Origin of the sequence: Arcobacter lacus, assembly GCF_003063295.1 — a bacterium.
Lineage (GTDB): Bacteria > Campylobacterota > Campylobacteria > Campylobacterales > Arcobacteraceae > Aliarcobacter > Aliarcobacter lacus.
The window spans coordinates 309,315-334,803 of sequence record NZ_MUXF01000001.1; the positions used below are offsets into that span (position 1 = coordinate 309,315).

Sequence of the window (25,489 nt, forward strand, 5' to 3'; positions counted from 1 at the left end):
CTTTTATTTTCTCAAATATCTTAAAGTTGTATTTATAATATCATCATCATCTTTTGATGGTGATTTTATACTCTCTTTTGTATCATCAGCTTTTGTAAATGTAATATTCATCTCATAAGAACTAATAGTTTGAATTCCAAGTTTTAAAGCTAAAATTTTTATGATAATCAACTCAATAAACTGTTTTGTAACAATATCAGGCTTTCCAAATCTATCTTCCATCTCTTCTTCGATACTATAAACTTCTTGAATATCACTTGCTTTACTTAATCTTCTATAAAGTTCAAGTCTAACTCTATCTTCACTAATGTATTCATCACTTATATATGCTGAAATAGCTAGTTTTATATCAACTGTTTTCTTTTCACTTTTTTCATCACCACTTAAAGTTGCAAGAGTATCTTCCAACATTTTAAGATATAAACCATAACCTATTTGTTTGATATGTCCACTTTGTGCTTCACCTATGATATTTCCACCACCTCTGATTTCTAAATCTTGATGAGCTAAAGCAGTTCCACTTCCTAAATATGAGTTTGACTCTAAAGCAACAAGTCTTTTTACAGCATCATCTGTAATTGATTTTTTATCTTCAACTACATAATAACAATATCCCTCTTTATTACTTCGTCCAACTCGACCTCGAAGTTGATGTAAATCAGCAATTCCAAATCTATCTGCACCATCAATTATAATAGAGTTTGCATTTGGTAAGTGAATTCCTGATTCAACAATAGAAGTTGCAAGTAAAATATCAAACTCTTTGTTTTCAAAGGCTTCTATGATTTTTTCAGCCTGTTCTGGTTTTATTTGAGAGTGAATAATATCTATTTTGATATTTGGAACAATAGCTTCTATATCTTTTTTCTTTGCTTCAATTGATGCTATGTTGTTGTGAACATAAAATAGTTGTCCACCTCTTCTTTTTTCTCTTAAAATTATCTCTTTGATTAGTTTTTCGCTGTACTCTTTTACATAAGTTCTCACTCCCAATCTTTCACTAGGAGGCGTAAGAAGTGAACTCATACCTTTTAGTTTTGATAAAGCTAAGTTTAAAGTTCTTGGAATTGGAGTTGCACTCATAGAAAAAATATGTACATCTTCTCTTAATTGTTTTAATTTCTCTTTTTGTTTTACTCCAAATTTATGCTCTTCATCGATGATAACTAAAGCTAAATTAGAAGTTTTTATATCAAGTAAAGAGTGTGTTCCAATAACAAGTTTTATATCACCATTTTCTAAACCTTTTTTGATACTTGTTTTTTCTTTGGCTGTTGTTTTTCCATCAAGCTTAGCAACTCTTATTCCAAAACTTTCAAGTCTTTTTTGAATACTATGATAGTGTTGAGTTGCCAAAAGTGTTGTCGGACATACAAATATAGTTTGATAACCGTCTAAAATAACTGCCAATAAAGCATTCATAGCAACTTCTGTTTTTCCAAAACCAACATCACCTGAAAGAAGTCTATCCATAACTCGACCGCTACTTAAATCATCAAAAATCTCTTTGATACTTCTTTTTTGGTCTTTTGTATATTCAAAACCTGCACTTTTTTGGAAATCTTCAAGAACTTTTTTATCTGTATTGATTTTAATACCATTTACAAGTTCCCTTGCAGCTGCTAGTTTGATAATATCATTTGCAATAGCAAAAAGTTTATCTTTTACTTTCTCTTTTAGTTTTGCAAAACTTCCTTTTCCAAGCTTATCAACAACAGCATAAGAACTTCCATCAGCAACATATCTATCTATTAAATCAAGATTTTCAACAGGAACTAAAAGTTTATCTTCTCCTTGATATTGAATAATTACAAAATCTCTTTTTGCACCCATTACAGTAACTGGTTCAATTCCTTTATATTGACCAATTCCATATTTTTCATGTACCACAAAATCATTATATTGTAACTCATCAAGAACAAGTTTTACTTTTTTCTTTCTTCGTTTTTTTACTTCTTTATTTAAAGAGATTATTACTTCGTCATCTGAAACTAAATTTAAAATATAGTTTTCAAAAACATAATTAATATTTTTATCACTTAAATCTAAATCATAACCTTTTACTTTTGCTTCACTTCCACTAATTATTGTGATTTTTTTATCATTATGAAAAGAGATAAACTCTTTTACATTTGCTGGATTTATCTCTTGATAATTTTTGCTATTGTAAATCTGAGGTGTAAGTAAAAACTTATCTTTATTTACTCTTTTTTCTTCAAAAACATAAACTTCTTCAAGCTCATCTAAAGCATCTTGAGTGATAAATGAACTCATTTTTTGAGGTAAATACTCTCCAAGTTCTCCTAAATACCAAAATCCTAAAGAGTGAATATCTTTGATAAAAGCATCACTTGAAACAGTTTGAATTTGTTCATTTATCTCTTCAAAAGTTGCTTCATCAAGAGCAAGAAAAGCTGGATTTATAGAAAAGCTTTCAATCTCTTCTTTTGAAGATTTTTGGTCTTCAATATCAAACTTTCTGATACTTTCAACCTCATCATCAAACAAACTTACTCTATATCCAAAATCACTTCCTAAAGGACAAATATCTAAAATATCACCACGAAGTGAAACTTCACCTTCACTTGTAACAATATCTACAAAATAGTATCCCCAATTGTATAGTTTACTTTTTAACTCTTCAAGATTTAATCTATCTGCAAAATTTATAGTAAAACTTTCAAAACATTTTTCTTTTGGAAGAGGATAAGAGATTGTTCTTATTGGAGAGATTAGGATTTTATCTTGTTTTTTGTATGAATAAAAATCACCTAAAGTTTTAGTTATTTCATGTAGTTCTTCACTAAAGGAAAGTAAGTCATCTCCAAAATTTGCTCTAAAATCAGCTAATAAAAAAGGTTTAAATCCTAAGTAAGAAACTATATCAGAAGCTATTTGAGCTTGTCTGTCATCATTTACGATTAAAAGCTGACACTCTTTTAATCTTTTTTCATCTTTTAAATTTTTTAAAAATTCATAAATATTTTTCACTATTTTTCTACTTCTACTAACTCAAATTCATTTGTATTTTTATCATAATAATATGCTGGGTATGGTGTTTCATTTAATAAAAAAATCAAATTTGCACTTTTAAAATTTGTTTTTTGAAGACCTTTTTTAAATACTTCTAAAATATAAGCTTTTGTTGAAAAAGTAGTTGTTGTCGAGTGTCCTGTATAAACAAACTCTTCTCCTTCTACATTTTTAAAACCCTCTTTTTTTAAGTGTTTTTCAAATTTTTCTTTATCTTCTAACTCAACTACATCTAATAAAATTAAAACTTCGATTCCATTCATAAATATTGCCTAAAAATTTTTCGCAAATTCTAACATATATAAACTTTTATCCATTTATTACTATATTATTGCTATTTTTATAATATAATATTTTACTAATTTTTTTAGAGGGATTTTTTATGAATTATGAACTACTAAGTAAAATTGCTATGAAAGAGTCTGATGCACTGAAAAAAGAAGTTGCAATTTTACAAAAAAGAGATGATCTTTTAAACTTAGAAATCACAAATTTAAAATCTATGATAGAAATAATAGAGAAAGAAAAAACTGAATTAAGAGAAGAAAGAAACCATTTAAAAAATGAAAAAAATACTTTAAATGCTGAAAAATTACTTCTAATAGAAGAAAGAAAAAGCTTAGAAAAAGAAATAATATCTTTAAAAAAAGATTTAGACTTTTTGAGAAAAACTACTCATATGGAAGATATAAAAGATATTCAAAAAGAGAAAAAAGAAGAGATTCAACAAAAACAAACCTCTTTTGAGTTTTATTCGTAACAGATTTTTTAAATCTATTACGATATTAACATACCAATAAGTCCGAACAATCCACCAAAAACTGCACCCCAAAGTACAAGCCAACTTAAATGTTCTTTTATCATATTTTGAACTATCTCTTTTACCATTTTAGGAGTTAACTCTTCTAGTCTTGTATTTACAATTTTGCTAATTTTTTCATATATTTCATCATTGAAGTTTTTTGATTTTATTACTTCATTTACAATAGTTAAAAATGATGGTGAATTTGATATCTCTATCATTGAAATTTGTAGTTTATTTATAAAAGGTTCTTTTAGCGGTTCAAGAGCGCTAGCACCTCCAAACATAGCTAACATTCCACCAAAAGGAGATTCAACAACAGATTCTTTTAAAGAGTAAAATGCTGGAGTAAAATCAACTTGATTTAATATTTTTTCAAAATCAATACTATTTTTACTATTTTGAACTTCCTCTTCAAAAAATTTTGCTAAGTTCTCTTTTGTAAAAAATTGATTCATTATCAAATCATGAATAGATATTTTAAAAGCTGTGAATTTGCTCTCTATTACACCACTTCCGTATAAAAAAGGGATTTTTTCAAATAACATATAAATAGCAAGTGAATTTGTAACTGCGCCACTTAAAGCAAAAAGTCCAACCATAAAAACAAGATTATTCCCATTTGAATAACCATAAGCCATAACTAAAACAGCTATTAAGTTTGTAATATCACCCTTATTCATAATATCTCCCTATAAAAATAAGATTTTATCATATTTTTTTTAAAAAGTTTTTTTGTTTTCTTGTAACTACTTTGTAACTTTAATTTCTTAAAATTCTCTAATTTAGGAGATATAAATGATTGATATACAAAAAGAGATAGAAAAAAAGTTTCCAAAAATAAAAGAGAAAGAAAATGTTCTTAAAAAATCGTTATTAAAAATAGCAAAAAAAATAGTTCATGAAGATTCTATAAATCAGTTTTTATCACAAAACTCTCATTTAAAAGGTTTTGATTTTGTAGATGCTGTTTTAGACTATTTTGATTTTGATTACACAGTTTCTAGTAATGATTTACAAAATATTCCATCAACAGGAAAAGTTATAATAATTGCAAATCATCCATTAGGTGGACTTGATGCTTTATGTTTATTAAAACTTGTTGGTCAAATAAGAAAAGATGTAAAGATTTTGGCAAATGACTTTTTAGTTGGATTTGAAGCTTTACACTCTCTTATGATTCCACTTGATAATTTCAAAGATAGACAATCAAAAGAGAGTATAAAAAAGATATATGAAGCTTTAAAAAATGAAGAAGCTATCATCATTTTTCCAGCAGGAGAAGTAAGTCGTGCAACACCAAAAGGTGTAAAAGATCCAGCTTGGAATAAAGGTTTTTTAAATTTTGCAAAAAATAGCAATTCTGCGATTTTACCAATATTTTTAGATGCAAAAAACTCTAAAACTTTTTATACTATTTCACTTATAAACAAAACTTTTTCAACACTTTTATTATCAAATGAGATGTTTAATAAAAAATCAAAAAATATAAATATAAAAATTGGACAAATAATCCCAAGTGAAAACATAACTCCAAAAGGTTTAAATAAAGATTTTTTAGTAAATTTATATAAAAAACATCTTTATGCACTAAAAAAAGGAAAAAAATCATTTTTTGAAACACAAAGTGCAATAGCACATCCAGTTAGCAAAATTGATTTATACAATGAACTAAAAAAGTCTCCACTTTTAGGACAAACAAATGATGGGAAAAAAATATATTTATATGATTATGTAGAAGATTCTATTGTATTAAAAGAGCTTGGAAGATTAAGAGAGATATCTTTTAGAAAAGTTGGAGAAGGTGTAAATAAAAAAAGAGATATTGATAAATACGATGTTTATTATCAACATATAATTTTATACGATAAAAATGAGTTGGAAATTGTAGGAGCTTATAGAATAGGAAAGTCTGATATGATATTTAAAGAGTTTGGAACGAAAGGGTTTTATTCTAATACTTTATTTCAATTTAATGATGAATTTATGTTCTATTTACAAAACTCTATTGAACTTGGACGAAGTTTTGTACAACCAAAATATTGGGGAACAAGAGCCTTAGATTATCTTTGGTATGGAATTGGAGCTTATGTAAAAGCAAATCCAAATATAAAATATATGTTTGGTCCAGTTTCAATTAGTGGTGCTTTTCCAGCAATTGCAAAAGATATGTTGGTTTTTTATTATAACTACTATTATTCAAGTGAAAAAAACTTGGTTGAAGCTAGAACTCCATTTTCTTATTCAAGTCATATCCATGATATAAAAGAGTTTTTTACTCTTGAAGATAAAAAACGAGATTTTAAATCTCTAAAAATTGCTTTATCAAATATTGGTGTAAATGTTCCAACTTTATACAAACAATATAGTGAACTAACACTTGATGATGGTGTAAAATTTTTAGATTTTAATATTGATAAAAATTTTGGTGACTGTATTGATAGTTTTATTTTAGTAGAAATTGATAAAATCAAAGATAGCATGAAACAAAGATATATGTGATTATCTATAATGCATTTGTTTGTAACCTTCAAGCCTTTTTTTGTAAGCAGAGTTTAACATCGCATTTTTTGAATCAAGAAAATCAATTGCCAAACACTCTTGATTTCCTCTTCCAATTCTTCCTAAATATTGAATCAATCTTCCATAATAAGAGATTGGTGTTGCAAAAAGAATAGTATTTAAGTGTGGAAAATCTATTCCCTCACCAAAATAAGAAGTTGTTGCAAGAATAAGGGATTTAGTTTTTACTAAATTCATATTTTCAACTTGCTCTTTTTTATTTAAACTTCCATGAACACTTATATAATCAATATTCTCTTTTTGCAACAAATTTTCTAAAACATTTATATGTTCTATTCTGTCTGTTAAAAGTAAAATCTTTCTATCTATATTTTTCTTTATTATGTCAACTATTAAATTATTTCTATCTTCATCAATACAAAGTTCATTTATAATAGTTGCATAGTTATCTGCATTACTTACAAATTGCGTTCTGATTATTTGTAGTTTATTTGTATGTGTTTTTTTCTTTTTATACTCATAAGATATTTCACCTAACTGTTGAAATAAAATTGGTTGAAGTTCATCTTTTCTATTTGGAGTTGCACTAAGTCCTAAAATGTATTTACCTTTAAAACTTTTTATAATTTGTTCAAAAGTAAGTGCAGGAATATGATGGCACTCATCAACTATTACAAAAGAGTAGTTTTCTATAATTTTTGGGTCATTTTTCAAACTTTGCATAGTTGCAACATCAATTTGACCATTTAATTTATTAAATCCTTTTCCTAAATATCCAATATCTTTTTTGTTGTATCCAAAATAATCCACAAATCTTTCAATCCACTGATTTAAAAGCATATTTTTATTTACAACGATTAATGTTGTACAAGCTCTTATTTCAAATATTTTTGCTCCAAGCAGAGTTTTTCCAAATCCAGGAGGTGCAACACAAATAGAGTAATCAGATTTTTTAATCTCTTTTATTGCTTCATTTTGTTCTGGGCGTAAGTTAAAAGTTACTGTTTTAGTCTGGATTTTATTTAAAACTCTTTTATCAACAAAAGAGTATGAAACTGCATTAACATTAAAAAAATCTATTAAAGTCTCTTTTAATCCTCTTGGAAGCATCAAAAAATTTTCATTCTCTTCAAAAGACCTAATATATTTTGGAGTATTAAAAAGTGGTTTTCGCAAACTTAATAAAACTTTTATTTGAGGATTTTCAAAAGTTGCAAATGATTTTAATTTACTTATTAGTGATTTTGATAAATTTAAAGTTGGAATATAGATATAATCTTCTAAAATAATTTCGATTTTTTCAAGTGGAAATTCAATCTTTTTTAAATCTTTTTGTATATTTGTTGAGTTTGGAACGTCAGCAAAATTAGAAATTGTTTGTTTTGAAACCTTTGAAACATTTGCTAAAACACTCCATTGGTCTTCATAAATTTTATTTGTATTCATATCAATAAAAACTGTTCTATTTTTATCTCTATGTTTTAAATGAAGTGGCAGTTCTATACAATTTCCCAAATTTTCTTTTGTAGCAAACTCTTTATTTGGATAAGTTTTTGCACTAATATTTGCTTTTTTCAAAAGATATAAAGCAAAATTAAAAGCTATTTTTGAAGAGATTTCTTCTTCAAAAAATACCCAAACAAAAAGTGAATTATAAGAGCTAAGTTCATAATATGCTTTTATATTTAAAGAGTTTAGAGCGATTTGTAGTTTAAATTTATCTTCATCAGCTATTTCGAAAACTACAAATTTAGACATATTTTTTTGATTTATACAATAACTTGCTAAAAAAAGATTTCCTCTTAAATGCTCTTCTATTTCATAATTTGTTAAAGGAGTATAATCTTCCCCTTGAAAAGTCTTTGTTACAGGAAAGAATCCTTGTTTTGAACCATCACGACTAACCCATTTTTTTGCATAAATATCAAATCTTGCAACAAATAATGATTTAAAAAGTTCAATCTTTTCATTTTTAGAAAAACTCTTTTTTTGATTTGAAGTAGCTTTTTCTTTTATCTGATTTGTTAGAAAAGCTATCTCTTCTTCAATTTTAGTTTTTTGAATATATAGTTCTTCTAATCTTTTTTCAAGAGTTTGCATCATAACCAATCAAAGTTAAAAATTTTTCAACAACTAAAAATGAACCAAATACTAAATACTCTTCATTTTTTTCTATTTTTATTGTCTTATTATTTGCTAATTCTAATTGTTTTATTAGTTTTTCTAACTCTTCTTTTTCTACTATTCTTTTATCTTCAAGTTCTATTATTGTAATTGTTTTAATTATAGGTTTTAATATTTTTAAAACAGTTTCATAATCTTTATCTTTGTAAGAGTTATAAATAAGATTTACTTTTTTATTTTTAAACTCATTTGCTAAAACTAATGCAGCAAGTGGATTATGTCCAACATCAACAGTTACATTTTTTAAAACTTTTTGGCATCTTCCAAAAAGTGGTGTATCATCAAAAAGTTTTAAATCAAGTTCAATTTTCAATTCATTTAAACAAGCGATTACTAAATGCAGATTTCTTTTTAGAAAAGTTGCAAATTTAGGATTTAATTCATATTTATCAAACTCTTTAACTTCAATGATTTTTATATCTTTGTTTCTTTGTTCTTTTATTTGCTCTTTTACTTTATATGCTGTTTCTAAAACTTCAGGAAAAACTTGATAACCAATAAGCATTTTGTTATCAGCTGAACGCATTTTAGTTGAGGCTATTTCTTCAACTGTATTCCCTAAAAAGCTTTGATGGTCAAGTCCAATAGTTGTAATTAGTGAAAGATTATTTTCTACAACATTTGTAGCATCAAATTCTCCACCAAGTCCAGCTTCTAAAACTAAATAATCAAAATCTTTTGATAAATAAAAAGCCAATAGTGTTGTATATTCAAAATATGTTAATTTTTCTAAAAGTTCTATTTCAAATAACTCTTGTAAAAATTTGTGAGCAATTTCCAAATTTTCATCACTAACATCATTTCCATTTATCCAAATTCTTTCATTGAATTTTAAAATATGAGGAGAACTATAGTGTAAAACTTTGAAATATTTTTTGTGTAAATAATGAGCTAAAAATCGTCCAGTACTTCCTTTTCCATTTGTTCCAACAATATGAATTACAAAAGGAAGTTTTATTTTCGTTGAAAGTTTATTCCAAGAAGACCTTACTATCGTAAAATCTATCTTGTCATAATAAAGAGTTTTATATTTTAAAAACTCTTCTAAATTTACTTTTTTTAAATCAAGTTTCATATCTATTTAAAAGATTGTACTGCAATTCTTGATACGATTTCACTTACAGCTTGGTCAGAAGCTTTAGTAATAGCATCATATCTATTTGCATCAGTGATTGTTCCACCTATGTCAACAGCAAAGTCATATTCTCCGTCAACTGTAAATGATTTTTTTATTCCATTTTCTTTTCTATAATAATCAACTTTTATGAAAACTTCTGCTTTATATAGTTTATTATACCCTTTAGCATCATACTGTAATGCACTCATTCTAACAGAATTTATTCCCAAATTCATAATTACATCAGCATCATTTTCATTATTTACCATATTTGAATCAAGTTTTTGAATCAAAATTTTTGTAACAGCATCTTTCACTAAAACAGAGTTTTTAGGATCTTCTAAACTAACATCAAGTTTTACATAAACATTTCCAGCCATCTCTTTTTTTGCATAATAAGTTGATGGTTTATATCCACAAGCGACAAATAAGAAAGCCAAACTTACAGAAAAAATAGTTAATAAAACTTTTTTTGTATGAAACATATCTATCCTTTTATTACAAAGTTCACAAGTTTATTTGGAACAACAATCTCTTTTAAAATTTCACTATTTTCTAACCATTTTGCAGAAGCAATTTTTGCTTTTACTAAAATTTCATCTTTTGAAGTATCTGGAGCAACTTCAATCTCACATCTTTTTTTACCATTTACTGTTACTGCTAAAACTATTGATTCAAGTGCAAAAACTTCTTCTTTTAGTTCAATTTTTCCATCAAAATTTTTCAAATCAAACAGTTTTTTTGATAATTCCCAACAAGCATGAGGAATAATTGGTTCTAAAATATTTGTTAAAATATAATAACCTTCTGCCCAAATACTATCATTTTTTTGAGTTTGAAGCGCATTTAAAGCTTCCATACAAGAAGCTATTAAAGTATTAAAAGTATAAGTTTTTGTAAATACTTCATTTGATTTTAATAATGCCTCATATACTTTTTTTCTTGCTTCTTTTTCTTCTTTACTTAAAGCTGAATGGTCTATTGATTTAAAATTATCTAATCCATTTTGATTTACATTTTCTGCTCTTTCAAAGAATTTTTTTATAAATCTAAAAGCACCTTCAACAGCACTATCATTCCACTCTAACTCTTTTGTTGGAGGAGCAGCAAAAAGAATAAATAATCTTGCAGTATCTGCACCATATTTGTCAATAATCAAATCAGGATCAACTACATTTCCTTTTGATTTTGACATTTTTGCACCATCTTTTAAAACCATTCCTTGAGTAAGAAGTTTTTTAAATGGTTCACTTGAATTTGTATATCCTAAATCTCTTAAAACTTTTGTAAAAAATCTTGCATATAAAAGGTGTAAAATCGCATGTTCAATTCCACCAATATATTGATCAACATCCATCCAATAATCACTATCTTCTTTTGATATTCCAACTTCATTCCATTTTTTATTATCAGTTGCATATCTTAAAAAATACCAAGATGATTGAACAAAAGTATCTAAAGTATCAGTTTCTCTAGTAGCTTTTTCTCCACATTTTGGACAAGTACAATGTTTCCAAGTTGGATGAGTATCTAAAGGATTTCCTTCTCCTGTAATTTCAACATCTTCAGGTAATGCAACTGGAAGATTTTCAATTTTTTCAGGAACTAAACCACATTTTTCACAATGAATAAATGGAATTGGTGCTCCCCAATATCTTTGTCTTGAAACACCCCAATCTCTTAACTTATAATTTACTTTTTTAATCCCAAAAGAATTTTGTTCAAAATGATAAATTATTGCTTTTTTAGCTTCAGTATTTGTAACTCCAGTAAAATTTTCACTCTCTATTAATCTTCCTTCTGCTGTATAAGCTTCTGTTTGATTTTCAATAATTCCATCTGGTCCAACAATAACTTGTTTTATTGGTAAATCATATTTTTTTGCAAATTCAAAATCTCTTTGATCATGTGCTGGAACTGCCATAACAGCACCTCCACCATAAGAACTTAATACAAAGTTTGCAACCCAAACAGGAATAGTTTTTCCTGTTAATGGATGCATTACTTCAATTTCTAAATCAATTCCTTCTTTTTCTTGAGTTGCTCTATCTCTTTCTGGAATTTTTTGCATAGCTTTTATAGCTTTTATTTTTTTCTCAGGTAAAAGATTTTTTTCAACTATATATTTAACTATTGGATGTTCAGGAGCAAGTGCAGAATAAGAAACTCCATAAATTGTATCAGGTCTTGTTGTAAATACAAAATATTTTGTAAAAGCTCTTTCTAATTTTGCTTTTGATTCTTTTGATAAATCAAATTTAAACTCTAAACCTTCACTTCTTCCAATCCAATTTTCTTGCATTGTTAAAACTTGAGAAGGCCAATCTTCTTTTAATTTTTCTAAATCATCAAGTAACTCTTGTGCATATTTTGTAATACCAATATAATATCCTGGCATCTCTTTTTGTACAACTTCAGTTCCACATCTCCAACAACATCCTTCTTCAAGTTGTTCATTTGCTAAAACTGTTTGATCATGAGGACACCAATTTACAGTTGCAGATTTTCTATAAATGATTCCTGCTTCATACATTTTAATAATAAATTCTTGTTCCCATTTTGTATAAAGCTCATCACTAGTTGCAAACTCTCTATTTTTTGAAAAAGATAAACCTAAAGATTTTAATTCATCTCTCATATAATCAATATTTTCATAAGTCCATTTTTTAGGATGAAGTTTATGTTTTATTGCTGCATTTTCTGCTGGCATTCCAAAACTATCCCAACCAATTGGGTGTAAAACATTAAAATCTGATTTTCTAAAATGTCTTGCAAAAGCATCACCAATACAATAGTTTCTAACATGTCCCATATGGATTCTACCACTTGGATATGGAAACATACTTAAAATATATTTTTTCTCTTTTGTTTTACTACTGCTTGGCTCAAAAGATTGATTCTCACTCCAAAAATTTTGCCATTTTTTTTCAATATCTTTTGAAATATATTCCATTAAAAATCTTCCTTATCTTGACTTTTTGCACTTTCAATTAAAGCAAGAGCTATTGAAAAAATATTTGCTACTATAGCTCCAATTGCTAATGATATAGCCAAAGGTAAATTGTTTGTAAAAGTAAGTACAAAGAATGATGGAATTAAGTGTAAATCTGCAACTAAAGAACTAGCTAATAACTCAGCTGCAAGTAAATTTTTAACACCTAGTTTTAATATTGTTGAAATCACATTTACACTTGCCGCAATAAATAAAGCTATTGCATTTGGCTCATATAAAAAACCTGCTGTCGTAGTCAAAGACATTAGTGAAAAGAAAATATATATTACCTTACCCCAGTCCATTTTTATCCTTTTTTATTTTTTATCAAAGTTAAGATGATAACTAAAAAATGTTAAAAAATTGCTTTTCATTTATCACTAATAATATTACAGCAAATTTTTAATAATTATTAGATAATATAATATACAAAAAATTATCAGGATATTTTATGGATTTATCAGTACTTATAGGTATGATTGGTGCGGTTGCTTCTATTTCAATTGGTGACTTAATGGAGGGAGGAAATCCTCTTCACGTTCTTCATTTTTCATCTTTTCTTATTGTTATTCCAACAGCTATGTTATCTGCTGTAACAGCGACTGAGTCACATGCAATATCTGCAGCTTTTAAAGAATTTAAGATGATATTTAAAAAGTTGCCTATAAATTTTGAAGCTAGAATTGATGAATTAGTCGAATATGCAATTACTGTTAAGAAACAAGGTGTTCTTGCTTTAGAAAAAGATGTTCAAGTAATAGAACATGAATTTTTAAAAGAAGCTTTGAGTATGGTTATTGATGGTTCAAAAGAAGAACAAATTGAAGAATCTTTAGAACCAGTTATAGAAGAAACAGAGCACTATTATCACAGTGCATCTCATTACTGGTTGCTTGCTGGAGAAACATGTCCTACAATGGGACTTGTTGGAGCCGTTTTAGGACTTATTTTAGCTTTACAAAAATTAGATAATCCAGCAGAAATGGCAGCAGGAATTGCAGGAGCATTTACAGCAACTGTTACGGGGATTGCTGGTTCATATATGTTTTTAGGTCCTTGGGGATTAAAAATGAAAGCAAAAGGTCACGTTATAGTAAAAGAACAACAATTAATTTTGGCTGCAGCAAAAGGTATGGCTAGAGGTGATGCACCAGGTGAATTGAAACTAAAATTAACAAAAATGGTAACAGCAATGCCATTAAAAGTTTAATACATGGCAAAAAAGAAATGTAAATGTGAATGTCCAGCAGGTGAAAAATGGGCAGTTCCTTATGCAGACTTTCTTAGTTTATTACTAGCTTTATTTATTGCACTTTATGCACTTGCTTCAGTAAATGTTGAGAAACAAAGAGCACTAAAAGAAGAATTTATGAAAATATATAATTTTGCAGCTTCTGATACTATAAAAGAACAAGAAGAAACAGAAAAATCAATGACAACTGATCCTACAAATGAACCTGATGAAGGAAGAAAACCTATTGTTCCACCTCTTTCTAAACAAAATGAATTAGAAAATAAAAATGCAAAGGGAGGAAATTTATTAGAGTTATCTGATGGAACTTTTATGAGTGTTCCTGCTCACTTAGTATTTGAATCAGGAAAAGCGGAATTAACAGGTAATGATTCAGCAGATTTTCTAAAAAAATTAGCACAACTTATTTCTGCAATGCCAAGTGACACAGAAATAAATGTAAAAGGTTATGCTGATGATAGTGAAGTTAATAAATCTCGATATAGAGATGCTTTAGATTTATCAACTGCACGTGCAAACAATGTTATTAGAGAACTTTTAAAATATAATATTCCTAGCAATAGATTATATTCAAGTGGCTATGGCTCAAATAAATCTGGAAATTTAAAAGATAAAAAAGTTGTTGTATTTGAATTACAAACAATGCAAAAAGTAGAAGAAGGTAATGTAGATTTAGAAACAATATTTAACAACATGAAAGATAATGGGCAACAGTAATAATTATGAAAGAGAAAAGAAGAATTCTTTGGCCAAAGTCAAAATGTTGTTTAAAAAAATTTCTTGATTTAGAGTTTCTTGCAAAATATGGTTCAATAGCTGTTATAATTGGTTCAATAGTTGTACAATCATTAAATATAATGGAAAATAAAAACTTTGAACTATCTTTTTTTTCAATAATAGTTAATCTATTTTTTTTAGTTGTAGTTTTAACAAAATTAGAAATTCTAAAAATTGATTCTTTGGAAAAATATTTGGATGGCTTACTAAAGATTATGATATTTATATTTCTTTTAAATTTTGTTGCTTATTTATCAACTACAAACTTAATTCAAAATTATGTATATGCACCATTAAGCTTTTTAGGTGCATATTTTTTCTTTTTATTGCTGTATAGAAAGTCTATTTAAAGACTTCTTTTAAAGCGTTTCTTCTATCTTTTATAGAACTTTGTTGTGTTTCTTTATTCTCCACTATTTCTTCTTCGACTTTTTTATTGCTATCAATTATTTTAAAAATAATAGTAGCCAAAAGAATTAAAAGTACAACTGTAATACCTATTAATACTTTACTAGATTTCATAAATTTCTAACCCTTGTTTCAAGCACTCAAAGACTTTCCTCTTTGGATGCTTTATACTTTTTTAATATGTTAAATTGTTCCTTGTTCATACATTGAACGAAGTTTTTCTTTATCTTTTTTTCTTTTTATTTTTTCTGCTTCTTTATTTCTATAATCATCAACAGAGAAACCAAAGAATTTTAGGAAACTTGAAACGAAATAAATAGATGAATATGTTCCAATTATAATTCCCACAAATAAAGTAAATGAAAATGCATAAATAATTTCACCACCAAAAATAAGCATCGTTGTTACAACAAATAAAGTTGAAAGTGACGTTAAAATAGTTCTTGATAAAGTTCTACTAACTGATTCATTAATAATTTTATCTAAATCTTTTTCTTTTGTTATTTGAACTTGTTCTCTAATTCTATCATTAACAATAATTGTATCATTTATCGTGTATCCAATTAGAGTTAAAAGGGCAGCAATCATATCTAAGTTAATATCTACTTTAAATAAACTTAAAAGTCCTAAAGTAATGATGATATCATGAATAAGACCTAAAATAGATGCAATAGCAAATCTCCACTCAAATCTCCAACCAATATATATCAATATTGCTGCTAAAGCTAAAATTAAAGATGTAACACCTTTTTCTCTAAGTTCAGCACCTACTTTTGAACCAACCATATCAATTTTTCTAATCTCGAAATTTCCTGTTGGAACTAGAATTTTATTCATTTCATCACTAATATCATGACTTAAATCCGAACTAGTACCCGTAATTCTGATTGTTAATTCTTCAGCTGAACCAAACTCTGTTACAACTGCACTTGCATATTTTGTATCTTTTAAAACTTCTCTTATTTTTTCAATAGGTGCAGTTTGATCATATTTTACTTGAACAATTGTTCCACCAACAAAATCAATACCAAAGTTAAAACCTCTTGTAAAAACTAATACTAATGAAATAATCATCAAAATAGTTGAGAAAATCAAGAAAGGCCACTTTTTACCCATAAAATCATAGATTTTTTTCTGATTAAAAATTTCCATTATTTAACTCCAAACCATTTTTTATGGTCTTTATCTTTTACAATTTTTGGTAATATTGCTTGATAAATACCTTGTGTTCCTAAAATTGATGTTAACATTGAAGTTAAAATACCAATAGCAATAGTTACAGCAAAACCTTTAATTGGTCCTGTTCCATAAGCATATAAAACCATAGCAACTAATAAAGTTGTAATATTTGCATCAACAATCGCCCTCATTGCATTAGAATATCCATCTTCAATAGCTTTTGGTATTGTTGCACCTGTCCTTAAAACTTCTCTAATTCTTTCATTAATAATAACATTTGCATCAATTGCCATACCAATTGTAAGAATAATTCCAGCCATTCCAGGAAGTGTTAAAGTCGCACCAAATAGAGCAATTACTCCAATAATAATGAAAATATTTGCAACTAAAGCAACATTTGCAATAAGCCCTGCTCTTCTATAATAAGCTATCATAAATAGAAAAATCAAAACTGTACCAGAAACTAATGCTAACATAGAAGCTTTTATTGAATCAGCTCCTAAAGATGGTCCAACACTTCTTTTTTCTAGTAATGTTACACTTGCAGGAAGTGCTCCACTTTTTAAAGCAATTGCAACATTTCCAGCTTCAGCAACTGTAAATCCACCAGAAATTTGCCCTGTTCCTCCACCAATTCTTTCATTGATATTTGGAGCAGAATAAACTTTTCCATCAAGTACAATAGCCAATCTTTTACCTACATTTTTTGCAGTAAAATCTCCAAAAATTCTTGCACCAGCTGAATTTAGTGTAAATCCAATCACAGGTTGATTTTGTTGACTAAATGAAACATGTGCATCAACAATTTGACTACCATTTAAAATAGGTATCTCTTTTACAAGATATTTAACATTTGGATTATTAGTATCTTCTAAAATCAAATCACCATAAGCTGCTGCTTGAGAAGATGTCATACTATGTACTTGACTTGCTCTATCTTCATCAACTGCCATTAATTCCAAATTTGCAGGTTTAGAAATAAGTTCACGTGCAGATTTTTCTTCTTCTGCTGTTTTTATTCCTGGAAGTTGAACAACAATATCTGTTTCACCTTGTCTCAAAACTGTTGGTTCAGACAAACCAAATTGGTCAAGTCTATTTCTAATAGTTTCAACAGCTTGAGAAACAGCAAAATCTTTTGTCTTGATTTCATCTTCTTTAGTTAGTTTTATGTGATATTCTAAATCATTTATTGAAATATCCAATCCATTTATTTCTTTTAACATAGTATCCATTTTAGGTATTTCATCTTTATCTAAAACAGAAAAAGTGATAATATCATTTGAAATAGTTAATCCATCAATTAAAAGTTCTTCATCATCTGAAAAATATTTTATTGATGTTGCTACTGATTTTATTTTTGAAGTTACCGCTTCGTGAGTATTTACACCTAAAAGTAAATGTAAACCACCTTGAAGGTCTAATCCTAAAGATATTTTTTTACCGTGTTCTGTTTGAAATAAAGATGGAATTGACAATGCAATACCAAAAATAATACTAATAAGAAAAATTACGAGTTTATAATTAAAAATTTTCAATTTTTTTCCTTAAATCAGGTTAAAAAGGTGCTTTAAGATATGTAAAGAATACATATCTTAGAAAGTTTAGTCTTCTAAAAGTTTTGCTACAAACTCTTTTATTAGCTTCATCTCACTTCCATCGTTATTTTTTACTAGAAAATATGTCTCTTCTACTTTAACAACTTCTACCATTAAGCCACCATTTGTTACAATCTTATCACCTTTTTTTAAATTAGCAACCATATCTCTATGAGCTTTCGCTTGTTTTTGTTGTGGTCTAATTATTAAAAAATAAAAAATAGCAAACAATGCAACAAGAGGTAACAATGAACTTACTAAATCATTCATCTAATTTCCTTTTTAAAAGTGGTTTATTATGTTTTTGCTAAAACGGGAATATTTTATCCAAAACTTTATAATAAAAGGCTTGTTCACTGCAATTTTATTAAGTTTGTTTATTTACTTAAGTTATTTTGATATTGAAATAAAGATTATCAATACATTAATTGGTCTTTTAGGTATATACTTTTTACTTACAATTCCTAAAAAAGCTCTATTTATAGCAGGATTTTTTACTGGTATTTTATGGTGTAATTGGATGAGTGTTAGTTTACAATACTACGATTTGAAATATTTAACTCCTGTTTTAATCCTTGGAATTGGTTTAGTTTATGGAATAATTTTTTATTTATTTGCCTTTATAGACAAACTTACTATTAGAATATTGATGGTTTTTGGATTTACCTTTTTTGCTCCTTTTGGCTTTAATTGGATGAAATTTGAATTGTTATTTATAGATTCTTATATAAGCACTTCAAAAATAGCTTTTGCTTTGATACTTATCTCTTTTTATTTTATTATTAAACTAAAAAAACATAAACTTTTAGGAATTATTCCTCTTTTATTTATTTTTGACTTTGGAAAGGGAACTTATATAGATACTCCAAAAGCAAAAATTTATATGCCACAAATGTATATAAATCAAGATTTAAAATGGCAAAAAGAGTACCAAAAAGAGTTAAATGCAAAAAATATTGAGGAAATACACAAAGCAATAGATTTAAAAAAAGATTTAGTAATATTACCTGAAACTGCTTTTTCAACTGCATTAAATAGAAATATTGTTTTACTAAATGAGTTAAAAAATCTATCTTTTAGTATCGATATAATTACAGGTGCTTTATATGTTGAAAATAATCAAATATTTAATGCCACTTATCATATAAGCAATGGTGAAGTAAAAATCGCTCAAAAAGTTGTGCTTGTTCCTTTTGGTGAAAAAATTCCACTTCCTAAATATTTTGTTGATTTGATAAATAAAACTTTTTATAACGGTGCGCAAGATTATACAGAAGCTTCAGAACCAACTGATTTTGTAGTTTTAGGTGAAAAATATAGAAATGCTATTTGTTATGAAGGAACAACTGATACAATCTATGAAAATTTAGGTGATACAAGATATATAATAATGACTTCAAATAATGCTTGGTTTACACCTTCGATTGAGCCAACACTGCAAGATTTGCTTTTAAAATATTATTCAAAAAAATATCAAGTTACAGTTTTTCATATAGTAAATGGAAGTCCTAATAAAATCTATCGTCCATAAGTACTGAGTTTAAAAGTAGAACATAACTCCTACTTTTACTCTATCTTGTTTTTCATATAAATCATCATTTATATATTTTAAATTTAAAGCTAAATTTCTATGCATTTTATAAGTAGTAAAAGCTTCAAATTGATTGTTTTCTAAGCTTTTATTATATTTATCGTAAGTGTAATTTACTCCAATATTGAAGTTTTCAATCCTATTTGTAATAAATCCAATATTTACTCCAGCTGAATATAATTGGTCATTCCCTTTATAATAGATATTTGAACCTAGCATTGAGTAGATAAAATCTTTATCATTTCCAAAGCTAATTCCCACTTCTGGTTTTACTTTAAAATAATCTTCTTCATCTTTAAAATGTTCATAACCAACATCAATTCCCCAAGAAATTGGTTTAAATATCATATCTTGTGGAGAGTATGACTTTATTTTTAAAAGTGTAAATCTATCAAGTTTCACATCTTTATCTTTTTGTTTTTTAAAATTTAATTCAAAAAAATCAATATATGCACCTTGTAAATATCCATCAACAATATCATACATATCATTGTATGCTGGTTTTATACTTGCTTCAAAACTATCATTTGAATCATAAAATAAACCAATTCTAGCAGAATCATGAGAAATAAGTGGATCAAGAGGTGATTTTATGTTATAAGTTCTTGTTTGTTTATAAGCACTTCGCTCTTTTAAAAGTTTTAAATAGTTTTTTATATACTCTTTTTTTTCAGTTCCATCTTCTGAACGTTGATATTGAGTATAAGCAATCTTAAAATCTAAATATGAGATTTTATCACTTTGACTTAAACTATCTGGTAGTTCTATTTCATCACTTATATAAGCTTTTAAAAACTCTTTATTTTCTATCTCTTCATTTAAAATATGTTTCATCTTTTTCAAATTTGAGTATCTATATCTTGAATCAACTATCAAACCATCATATTTTGTTAATATTTTTATAGTATCAAGTGGAATTGCTTTAAAATCAAAATAACTAACTAAATCTAAACTTGGTCTTGCAATTTCCAATAACCATAAAACATTATATGAACAATTTTCTTTGAAAAAATAGTAATTTGCATAAGAATCTTTTAGTTCCCAAGTATGAAGAACAAGTTTATTTATCTCTTCTTGAGATAAGTTTAAATCATACTCCCAAACATCTCTTTGTTCAAGGTTGTTATACTCTTTTATCTTTTCATAATATGGCATTATTGAATATCTTCCTTCATATCCACCAAATAGTCCATTATAAGCAAAAATCAAACCATTTTTTTCATCTGTTTTTGCTGCATAATTTATAGCATTTGAAATAAGTGGTGTTTCTTTATCTGCTCCAACTTTCAAAAAAGTGTGTCCATACATAGAAGCTGGTGAATTTATATGAGCAGTAGGGAAAACGATAGTTACATATTTTGCATCTGTCAGTTCCAAAAACTTGTCTAACTCTTCACAAGAATATGGAACTATTTTTTCTTCTAAAGTTGGAATATTTTCTTTTAGCCACTCTACTCTTAAAGGAAATCTACATAAAACATTATTTGTTCCAGTTTCCAAAGAATTTATAGTTTCAAATAACTCTTCTTTTAAATCTTCTTTTCCATTATTTGATATAAAAAAGTTAGTTGAATCTATTTCACTAATACCATTTCTGTAGTGCAATAATTTTGCCCAATAAGAATTTTCATAAAGTTTATGTTCTTCGATATAATTTTTTAGTTCTAAAGAGTTTGAAGCTGAGAAAAAAAGAGAAATAAGTATAAAATACTTAATTCCTCTTTCTATAAAATTAGATGTATTTTGCAATTGAATCAATTACATTTGCAGAAGTTACATTTTCACTAGAGTAAATTTCTGAGAAATTAGCTTGTAATTTAGCTGAAAATGCATTTGTATCTTCAACATTCATAAGTTTTGCAACTGTACTTAAAGTTTCACCATGTCCAGCTGAAATATCCATAGCTAATTCATCCATGTTTTCATTTACGAATTGATTTAATTTGTCATTTGATACAAAGTTATTTGGTTTATTACAATTTGAAGTACCACTTGAAATACCAAAAGTTTGTGTTCCAGAAGTTCCATTTGTAGTTGCAGCTAAAACTTGTAATACTGTAGTGTTTTGATTTTTAAGAATAATTGAACCAAGTCCACAACCAGTATTTGTATTATTTGCATAAAGCGAAGTCGTAAGACCAACTGCTGCTACTAAAGTAACAAGTTTTTTCATAAATTCTCCTTTTTTGAAAGTCATTAATGATATACAATTTCATTTATAAATAGGCTTAAATACTAAACTGTTTACTTATTTCTTCTATTATGTTACTTTTTGATAAATTATCTTCAATTTGTAAATCAAAAGCAAAATCTAAAATTTTTTTAAATTTTTCAGAAGGAACAAATCCTAATTTTATTAAATCTTTTCCTAGAATTAAGGGCTTTATAGGAGTATTTAAAATATCTAAATTTTTTAATATTTCAAGAATTTTTAATGAAATTTGATTTTTAAAAGCTTGATTTAATACTATTAAATCTTCAAGTTTCAATTTTAAAGAGAGTCTTTTTAATATTTTTATATCATTTGTTAAATTTGTTTCATTCAAAATCAAAATATTTTTTATAAACTTTTTATCATCAGTTAAATTTTTTATAAAAGAAAAAGTTTCATCTTCATTCATCCCTTTACATAAACAACTATAAAATAGATACAATTTTCTAAAATCATCATAATTTTTATCTTTTAAAATAAAAGCTAAATTATCAATCTCTTCTAAGTTTTGTTCAATATTCATAATATTAAACTCTTTTAAAAGATTCAAACCAAATGAAGGTTTTTTTGATTTTAAAAAAAGTTTTTTTAACTCTTCAAAAATTCTCTCTTTTGGTAAAAATTTTAATTCACCACTTGATACTATTTTTTTGCAAAGTATTTTTGTATTTTCATCTATTTTAAATTCAAATCTTGAAGCAAATTGTACACTTCTATAAACTCTTAAACTATCTTCTACAAACGTTTTATCATCTATGTGTTTTATAATTTTATTTTTTAAATCATTCATTCCACCAAAAGGATCTAAAATCTCATTTTTAAAATAGTCATATCCTATTGCATTTATAGTGAAATCTCGTCTTATTGCGGCTTCTTTAAAAGATAAATTTGCATTAGTAGAAACTTCAAAATCAGTATGAGAATTCCCTACTTTTTTTTCAATTCTAGGAAGAGAAAAATCAAAATCATATTCATCAATTTTTAAAGTCAAAACTCCAAAACTTTTTCCAACAAGGTTGACATTTCCAAATTCTTTTAATGATTTTTCTAATATTTCTAAAGAGTCAAAATTAAAAATCTCTACATCATAATCTTTAATTTTTTTGTTTAAAAAGCTATCTCGTACACAACCACCAACAAGAATAGGCTTTGAACCTAACTCCTGTAAATCGTTTAAAATTCTAATTAATATTTTTGGTAAATTAATTTTTATTATATTGATAAACCTCTTGTTTTGGATAAGGAATGGAAATACCAATCTCATCAAATGTTGTTTTAATACTTTCTAAAAGTTCAGCTTTAGTACTTGCAAAATCAGAAGATTTAACCCAAACATTTATTGTAAGATTTACAGAACTATCAGCAAGTTCTGTTACATTAATTCCAACTGCTTTATCTTTTAAAACTTTTGAATTTTCATTTATAATATTTGCTAAAACTTCTTTTGCATGTTTTATATTATCTTCATAAGAAATTCCAACAATTATATCAACTCTTCTTGTATCATTTGCATTTACATTTGTAATACTTCCAGCAGTAATAGAACTATTTGGAACAATAATCTTTTGATTATCTGCTGTTAAAAAAACTGTATTAAAAATAGTAACTTCAGTAACAATTCCAGTAACTCCACTTGCAATTACATTATCTCCAACTTTAAAAGGTTTGAATATAACTATCATAACTCCTGAAGCAAAGTTTCCTAAAGAGTCTTTTAATGCTAAACCAATAGCAAGACCAGCTGCTCCAAGTATTGCTAAAAATGAAGTTGTAGCAATTCCTAATTTATTTAAAGCTGCTATTATAACAACTGTTAATAAAGCATAATAAACGATATTTTCTAGAAATTTTACTAAAGTTTCATCGATTCCATTTATTCTTCTTAAAACTTTTCCTAAAATAGCAACTATCTTATTTACAATCCATTTTCCAATAAAAAATATTAATAAAGCAACAATAAATGAAAAAACATGACTTGCTATAACTTCTACAATGTTATTTGGAATATATGACTTCAAATCTCTTGTGATGACATCAACATTTTTTTCTATTGATTTTTCTATTGTTTTACTTATCTCTTTTTCTATTTCCATAAAAGCCTCTTTTATTTAACTAATTCTAAGATTTTAGAAATAACTTCATCTACTTTTACATCAATTTTTTCTAAAGTTTTTCTATCTACAATTTCAACTAAACCATCTTCTAATTTTTTACCAATTACAACTGCATATGGAAAACCTAAAAGTTCAAAATCACTCATTTTAAAACCAAATCTAGCATTTATTCTATCGTCTAAAATTGTACTAAGTCCAGCTTGTTTTAATTTAGAGTAAAGTTCTTCTCCAACTTTTGATTCTTCTTCTTTTTTTGAATTAGAAACAATAATGTCAACCATAAAAGGAGCTGTTGCTTTTGTCCAAATACAACCTTTATCATCATGGTTTTGCTCAATTACAGCAGCAACAAGTCTTGAAACTCCAATTCCATAACATCCCATAATAAATGGTTTTGCTTTTCCATTTTCATCTAAGAAATTTGCATTCATAGCACTTGAATATTTAGTTCCAAGTTGGAAAATATGTCCAGCTTCAATTCCTTTTGTATAAGATAACTTTCCACCACAACAAGCACAAATATCACCCTCTTGAACTGCAACTAAATCTGCAAAATTCAAATCTTCCATTGAAGTTAAATTAACACCTTTTAGATGATAGTTTTCTTCATTTGCACCACAAACTAGATTATTGTCTTCTTTTAATTCATTATCGATTACTACAGTATAATCTTTTAGTCCTACTATTCCACAATATCCAGGAACTAAACCAACATTAATGATTTCCTCTTCTGTAGCATCTTCTAACTCTAAAGCACCAACTGCATTACAAGCTTTTGTTTCTTCAAGTTCATCTACTCCTCTTACAAAAAAAACAACAATGTCTTTTCTATTTTCATAAACTGCTTTTTTTATTACAGCTTTCATTGAATAGTATGAATCTGCATTTAAAAAAGTGCTTACTTCTTCAATTGTTTTACAATTTGGAGTTTCAATTTTTTCAATAGCTATTGTTTCAAGTTTTTCTGATTTTTTAGGTTTTCTTGTCGCTGCTTCAATATTAGCTCCATAATCACAAGAATCACAAACAACTAAAGTATCTTCTCCACTATCAGCAATTACGTGAAACTCTTTTGAACCACTTCCACCAATTGCTCCTGAATCAGCTGCAACAACTCTAAAATCTAAACCTAATTTTGTATAGATTTTTTTATAAGTTGCTTCCATAAGATTGAATTCTCTTACTAAATCCTCTTCGCTTGAGTGAAAAGAGTATCCATCTTTCATTAAAAATTCTCTTCCTCTCATAAGACCAAATCTAGGTCTTGCTTCATCTCTAAATTTTGTATTTATTTGATAAAGATGAAGTGGTAAATCTTTGTATGAAGTGATTCTATTTTTTACCATATTTACAACAGCTTCTTCATTTGTTGGACTTAATACAAACTCACCATTTTTTCTATCTTTAAATCGAAGCATTTCTGCTCCCATAGTTGTAGCTCGTCCTGATTCTTGCCACAAAGTTAGTGGTGTAACAAAACCAAATTGAACTTCGTTTGCACCAGCTTCATCCATCTCTTCTTTTACAATAGCTCTAATTTTTTCTAAAACAATTTTTCCTAAAGGCATAAAATCATAAATTCCAGCTCCAGTTTGAGCTATAAATCCACCTCTTACTAAATATTGATGAGATGGAAGTGTTGCATCATTTGGAGTCTCTTTTGTTGTTGGAATAAACATTTTACTAAATTTCATTTACTATTTCCCT

Annotated in this window: 23 protein-coding genes; 6 read left to right on the forward strand and 17 right to left on the reverse strand. The window is 26.9% G+C overall.

The genetic code is table 11. The annotated features are described in order from the left end of the window. Positions 1-3: 3 nt before the first annotated feature. Together mfd and B0175_RS01625 are read right to left on the reverse strand one after the other, a co-directional pair. Positions 4-2,991: a transcription-repair coupling factor gene (gene mfd / locus B0175_RS01620; RefSeq protein WP_108526984.1), complete on the reverse strand. Its 2,988-nt coding sequence runs from the start codon at positions 2,989-2,991 to the stop codon at positions 4-6. Then, positions 2,991-3,296, reverse strand: coding sequence for a hypothetical protein (locus B0175_RS01625; protein ID WP_004510470.1), 306 nt, complete (start codon positions 3,294-3,296; stop codon positions 2,991-2,993). Before B0175_RS01625 ends, mfd begins: the two co-directional genes overlap by 1 nt. A gap of 119 nt (positions 3,297-3,415) precedes the next feature. On the opposite strand from B0175_RS01625, the gene B0175_RS01630 reads away from it, so the two are divergent. Next, positions 3,416-3,793: a hypothetical protein gene (locus tag B0175_RS01630; RefSeq protein ID WP_108526985.1), complete on the forward strand. Its 378-nt coding sequence runs from the start codon at positions 3,416-3,418 to the stop codon at positions 3,791-3,793. A 17-nt stretch (positions 3,794-3,810) separates the two neighbouring features. On the opposite strand, the gene B0175_RS01635 is transcribed toward B0175_RS01630, so the two are convergent. Continuing rightward, positions 3,811-4,518 (reverse strand): DUF445 domain-containing protein, encoded by a 708-nt coding sequence (locus B0175_RS01635; protein WP_108526986.1) that lies wholly within the window; start codon positions 4,516-4,518, stop codon positions 3,811-3,813. Positions 4,519-4,633: 115 nt separating this feature from the next. Between B0175_RS01635 and B0175_RS01640 the strand changes: the two genes are divergently transcribed. Beyond that, positions 4,634-6,337: a GNAT family N-acyltransferase gene (locus B0175_RS01640; RefSeq protein ID WP_108526987.1), complete on the forward strand. Its 1,704-nt coding sequence runs from the start codon at positions 4,634-4,636 to the stop codon at positions 6,335-6,337. Here the strand turns inward: B0175_RS01640 and B0175_RS01645 are convergent, their stop codons facing one another. Genes B0175_RS01645 through B0175_RS01665 form a run of 5 tightly spaced genes read right to left on the reverse strand, consistent with a single transcriptional unit; the run spans position 6,338 to position 12,956 of the window. Further along, a complete protein-coding gene (locus tag B0175_RS01645) occupies positions 6,338-8,461 on the reverse strand; it encodes a DEAD/DEAH box helicase (protein WP_228156047.1) in 2,124 nt (707 codons plus the stop codon). Next, the gene (locus B0175_RS01650; RefSeq protein ID WP_108526989.1) at positions 8,445-9,617 is read right to left on the reverse strand and encodes a folylpolyglutamate synthase/dihydrofolate synthase family protein; all 1,173 of its coding nucleotides are present in this window, start codon (positions 9,615-9,617) and stop codon (positions 8,445-8,447) included. Before B0175_RS01650 ends, B0175_RS01645 begins: the two co-directional genes overlap by 17 nt. A gap of 2 nt (positions 9,618-9,619) precedes the next feature. Next, positions 9,620-10,144, reverse strand: a complete 525-nt coding sequence (gene lptE, locus B0175_RS01655; protein WP_108526990.1) for an LPS assembly lipoprotein LptE — start codon at positions 10,142-10,144, stop codon at positions 9,620-9,622. Positions 10,145-10,146: 2 nt separating this feature from the next. Next, positions 10,147-12,612, reverse strand: coding sequence for a leucine--tRNA ligase (leuS, locus tag B0175_RS01660; protein WP_108526991.1), 2,466 nt, complete (start codon positions 12,610-12,612; stop codon positions 10,147-10,149). Continuing rightward, positions 12,612-12,956 carry a DUF6394 family protein gene (locus B0175_RS01665; RefSeq protein WP_108526992.1) on the reverse strand — a complete coding sequence of 115 codons (345 nt, stop codon included), beginning with the start codon at positions 12,954-12,956 and terminating at the stop codon, positions 12,612-12,614. Before B0175_RS01665 ends, leuS begins: the two co-directional genes overlap by 1 nt. Before the next feature lie 146 nt (positions 12,957-13,102). Between B0175_RS01665 and motA the strand changes: the two genes are divergently transcribed. Genes motA through B0175_RS01680 form a run of 3 tightly spaced genes read left to right on the forward strand, consistent with a single transcriptional unit; the run spans position 13,103 to position 15,030 of the window. After that, entirely contained in the window at positions 13,103-13,861 is a 759-nt protein-coding gene (gene motA / locus B0175_RS01670; protein ID WP_108526993.1) for a flagellar motor stator protein MotA, read from the forward strand. Between the two features lie 3 nt (positions 13,862-13,864). Beyond that, on the forward strand, positions 13,865-14,620 hold the full coding sequence (gene motB / locus B0175_RS01675) for a flagellar motor protein MotB (RefSeq protein ID WP_108526994.1): 756 nt from the start codon (positions 13,865-13,867) through the stop codon (positions 14,618-14,620). 5 nt (positions 14,621-14,625) lie between these two features. After that, on the forward strand, positions 14,626-15,030 hold the full coding sequence (locus tag B0175_RS01680; protein ID WP_108526995.1) for a hypothetical protein: 405 nt from the start codon (positions 14,626-14,628) through the stop codon (positions 15,028-15,030). On the opposite strand, the gene B0175_RS01685 is transcribed toward B0175_RS01680, so the two are convergent. From B0175_RS01685 to yajC, 4 genes are all read right to left on the reverse strand, one after another. Next, complete coding sequence (locus B0175_RS01685) at positions 15,023-15,202, reverse strand: hypothetical protein (protein ID WP_108526996.1); 180 nt, start codon at positions 15,200-15,202, stop codon at positions 15,023-15,025. The genes B0175_RS01680 and B0175_RS01685 overlap by 8 nt on opposite strands. Positions 15,203-15,271: 69 nt before the next feature. Next, positions 15,272-16,240: a protein translocase subunit SecF gene (gene secF / locus B0175_RS01690; protein ID WP_108526997.1), complete on the reverse strand. Its 969-nt coding sequence runs from the start codon at positions 16,238-16,240 to the stop codon at positions 15,272-15,274. Then, complete coding sequence (secD, locus tag B0175_RS01695) at positions 16,240-17,805, reverse strand: protein translocase subunit SecD (protein WP_108526998.1); 1,566 nt, start codon at positions 17,803-17,805, stop codon at positions 16,240-16,242. Before secD ends, secF begins: the two co-directional genes overlap by 1 nt. 66 nt (positions 17,806-17,871) lie before the next feature. Beyond that, entirely contained in the window at positions 17,872-18,135 is a 264-nt protein-coding gene (gene yajC, locus B0175_RS01700) for a preprotein translocase subunit YajC (RefSeq protein WP_004510454.1), read from the reverse strand. 28 nt (positions 18,136-18,163) lie between these two features. Here yajC and B0175_RS01705 point away from each other — a divergent pair, with 28 nt between their 5' ends. Next, positions 18,164-19,396, forward strand: coding sequence for an apolipoprotein N-acyltransferase (locus B0175_RS01705; protein ID WP_108526999.1), 1,233 nt, complete (start codon positions 18,164-18,166; stop codon positions 19,394-19,396). A 9-nt stretch (positions 19,397-19,405) separates the two neighbouring features. Here B0175_RS01705 and B0175_RS01710 read toward each other — a convergent pair whose 3' ends face one another. From B0175_RS01710 to B0175_RS01730, 5 genes are read right to left on the reverse strand one after another with little or no spacing between them, the layout of a single operon-like run. Beyond that, entirely contained in the window at positions 19,406-21,205 is a 1,800-nt protein-coding gene (locus tag B0175_RS01710) for an Lnb N-terminal periplasmic domain-containing protein (protein WP_108527000.1), read from the reverse strand. After that, complete coding sequence (locus B0175_RS01715; protein ID WP_108527001.1) at positions 21,189-21,629, reverse strand: DUF3015 family protein; 441 nt, start codon at positions 21,627-21,629, stop codon at positions 21,189-21,191. The genes B0175_RS01710 and B0175_RS01715 overlap by 17 nt, the downstream gene beginning before the upstream one ends. A 55-nt stretch (positions 21,630-21,684) precedes the next feature. Beyond that, positions 21,685-22,932 (reverse strand): CCA tRNA nucleotidyltransferase, encoded by a 1,248-nt coding sequence (locus B0175_RS01720; RefSeq protein ID WP_228156048.1) that lies wholly within the window; start codon positions 22,930-22,932, stop codon positions 21,685-21,687. Continuing rightward, entirely contained in the window at positions 22,871-23,761 is an 891-nt protein-coding gene (locus B0175_RS01725; RefSeq protein ID WP_108527002.1) for a mechanosensitive ion channel family protein, read from the reverse strand. Before B0175_RS01725 ends, B0175_RS01720 begins: the two co-directional genes overlap by 62 nt. An 11-nt stretch (positions 23,762-23,772) precedes the next feature. Next, positions 23,773-25,476 (reverse strand): proline--tRNA ligase, encoded by a 1,704-nt coding sequence (locus B0175_RS01730; RefSeq protein ID WP_108527003.1) that lies wholly within the window; start codon positions 25,474-25,476, stop codon positions 23,773-23,775. Between the last annotated feature and the right edge of the window lie 13 nt (positions 25,477-25,489).

What these genes read in the sequence shown, in the direction of transcription:
- B0175_RS01625 (WP_004510470.1), bottom strand. Translation starts at nt 3,296, where the DNA reads ATGAATGGAATCGAAGTTTTAATTTTATTAGATGTAGTTGAGTTAGAA.
- B0175_RS01630 (WP_108526985.1), top strand. Translation starts at nt 3,416, where the DNA reads ATGAATTATGAACTACTAAGTAAAATTGCTATGAAAGAGTCTGATGCA.
- B0175_RS01635 (WP_108526986.1), bottom strand. Translation starts at nt 4,518, where the DNA reads ATGAATAAGGGTGATATTACAAACTTAATAGCTGTTTTAGTTATGGCT.
- B0175_RS01640 (WP_108526987.1), top strand. Translation starts at nt 4,634, where the DNA reads ATGATTGATATACAAAAAGAGATAGAAAAAAAGTTTCCAAAAATAAAA.
- B0175_RS01645 (WP_228156047.1), bottom strand. Translation starts at nt 8,461, where the DNA reads ATGATGCAAACTCTTGAAAAAAGATTAGAAGAACTATATATTCAAAAA.
- B0175_RS01650 (WP_108526989.1), bottom strand. Translation starts at nt 9,617, where the DNA reads ATGAAACTTGATTTAAAAAAAGTAAATTTAGAAGAGTTTTTAAAATAT.
- lptE (WP_108526990.1), bottom strand. Translation starts at nt 10,144, where the DNA reads ATGTTTCATACAAAAAAAGTTTTATTAACTATTTTTTCTGTAAGTTTG.
- leuS (WP_108526991.1), bottom strand. Translation starts at nt 12,612, where the DNA reads ATGGAATATATTTCAAAAGATATTGAAAAAAAATGGCAAAATTTTTGG.
- B0175_RS01665 (WP_108526992.1), bottom strand. Translation starts at nt 12,956, where the DNA reads ATGGACTGGGGTAAGGTAATATATATTTTCTTTTCACTAATGTCTTTG.
- motA (WP_108526993.1), top strand. Translation starts at nt 13,103, where the DNA reads ATGGATTTATCAGTACTTATAGGTATGATTGGTGCGGTTGCTTCTATT.
- motB (WP_108526994.1), top strand. Translation starts at nt 13,865, where the DNA reads ATGGCAAAAAAGAAATGTAAATGTGAATGTCCAGCAGGTGAAAAATGG.
- B0175_RS01680 (WP_108526995.1), top strand. Translation starts at nt 14,626, where the DNA reads ATGAAAGAGAAAAGAAGAATTCTTTGGCCAAAGTCAAAATGTTGTTTA.
- B0175_RS01685 (WP_108526996.1), bottom strand. Translation starts at nt 15,202, where the DNA reads ATGAAATCTAGTAAAGTATTAATAGGTATTACAGTTGTACTTTTAATT.
- secF (WP_108526997.1), bottom strand. Translation starts at nt 16,240, where the DNA reads ATGGAAATTTTTAATCAGAAAAAAATCTATGATTTTATGGGTAAAAAG.
- yajC (WP_004510454.1), bottom strand. Translation starts at nt 18,135, where the DNA reads ATGAATGATTTAGTAAGTTCATTGTTACCTCTTGTTGCATTGTTTGCT.
- B0175_RS01705 (WP_108526999.1), top strand. Translation starts at nt 18,164, where the DNA reads ATGTTTTTGCTAAAACGGGAATATTTTATCCAAAACTTTATAATAAAA.
- B0175_RS01715 (WP_108527001.1), bottom strand. Translation starts at nt 21,629, where the DNA reads ATGAAAAAACTTGTTACTTTAGTAGCAGCAGTTGGTCTTACGACTTCG.
- B0175_RS01720 (WP_228156048.1), bottom strand. Translation starts at nt 22,932, where the DNA reads ATGAGATTGGTATTTCCATTCCTTATCCAAAACAAGAGGTTTATCAAT.
- B0175_RS01725 (WP_108527002.1), bottom strand. Translation starts at nt 23,761, where the DNA reads ATGGAAATAGAAAAAGAGATAAGTAAAACAATAGAAAAATCAATAGAA.
- B0175_RS01730 (WP_108527003.1), bottom strand. Translation starts at nt 25,476, where the DNA reads ATGAAATTTAGTAAAATGTTTATTCCAACAACAAAAGAGACTCCAAAT.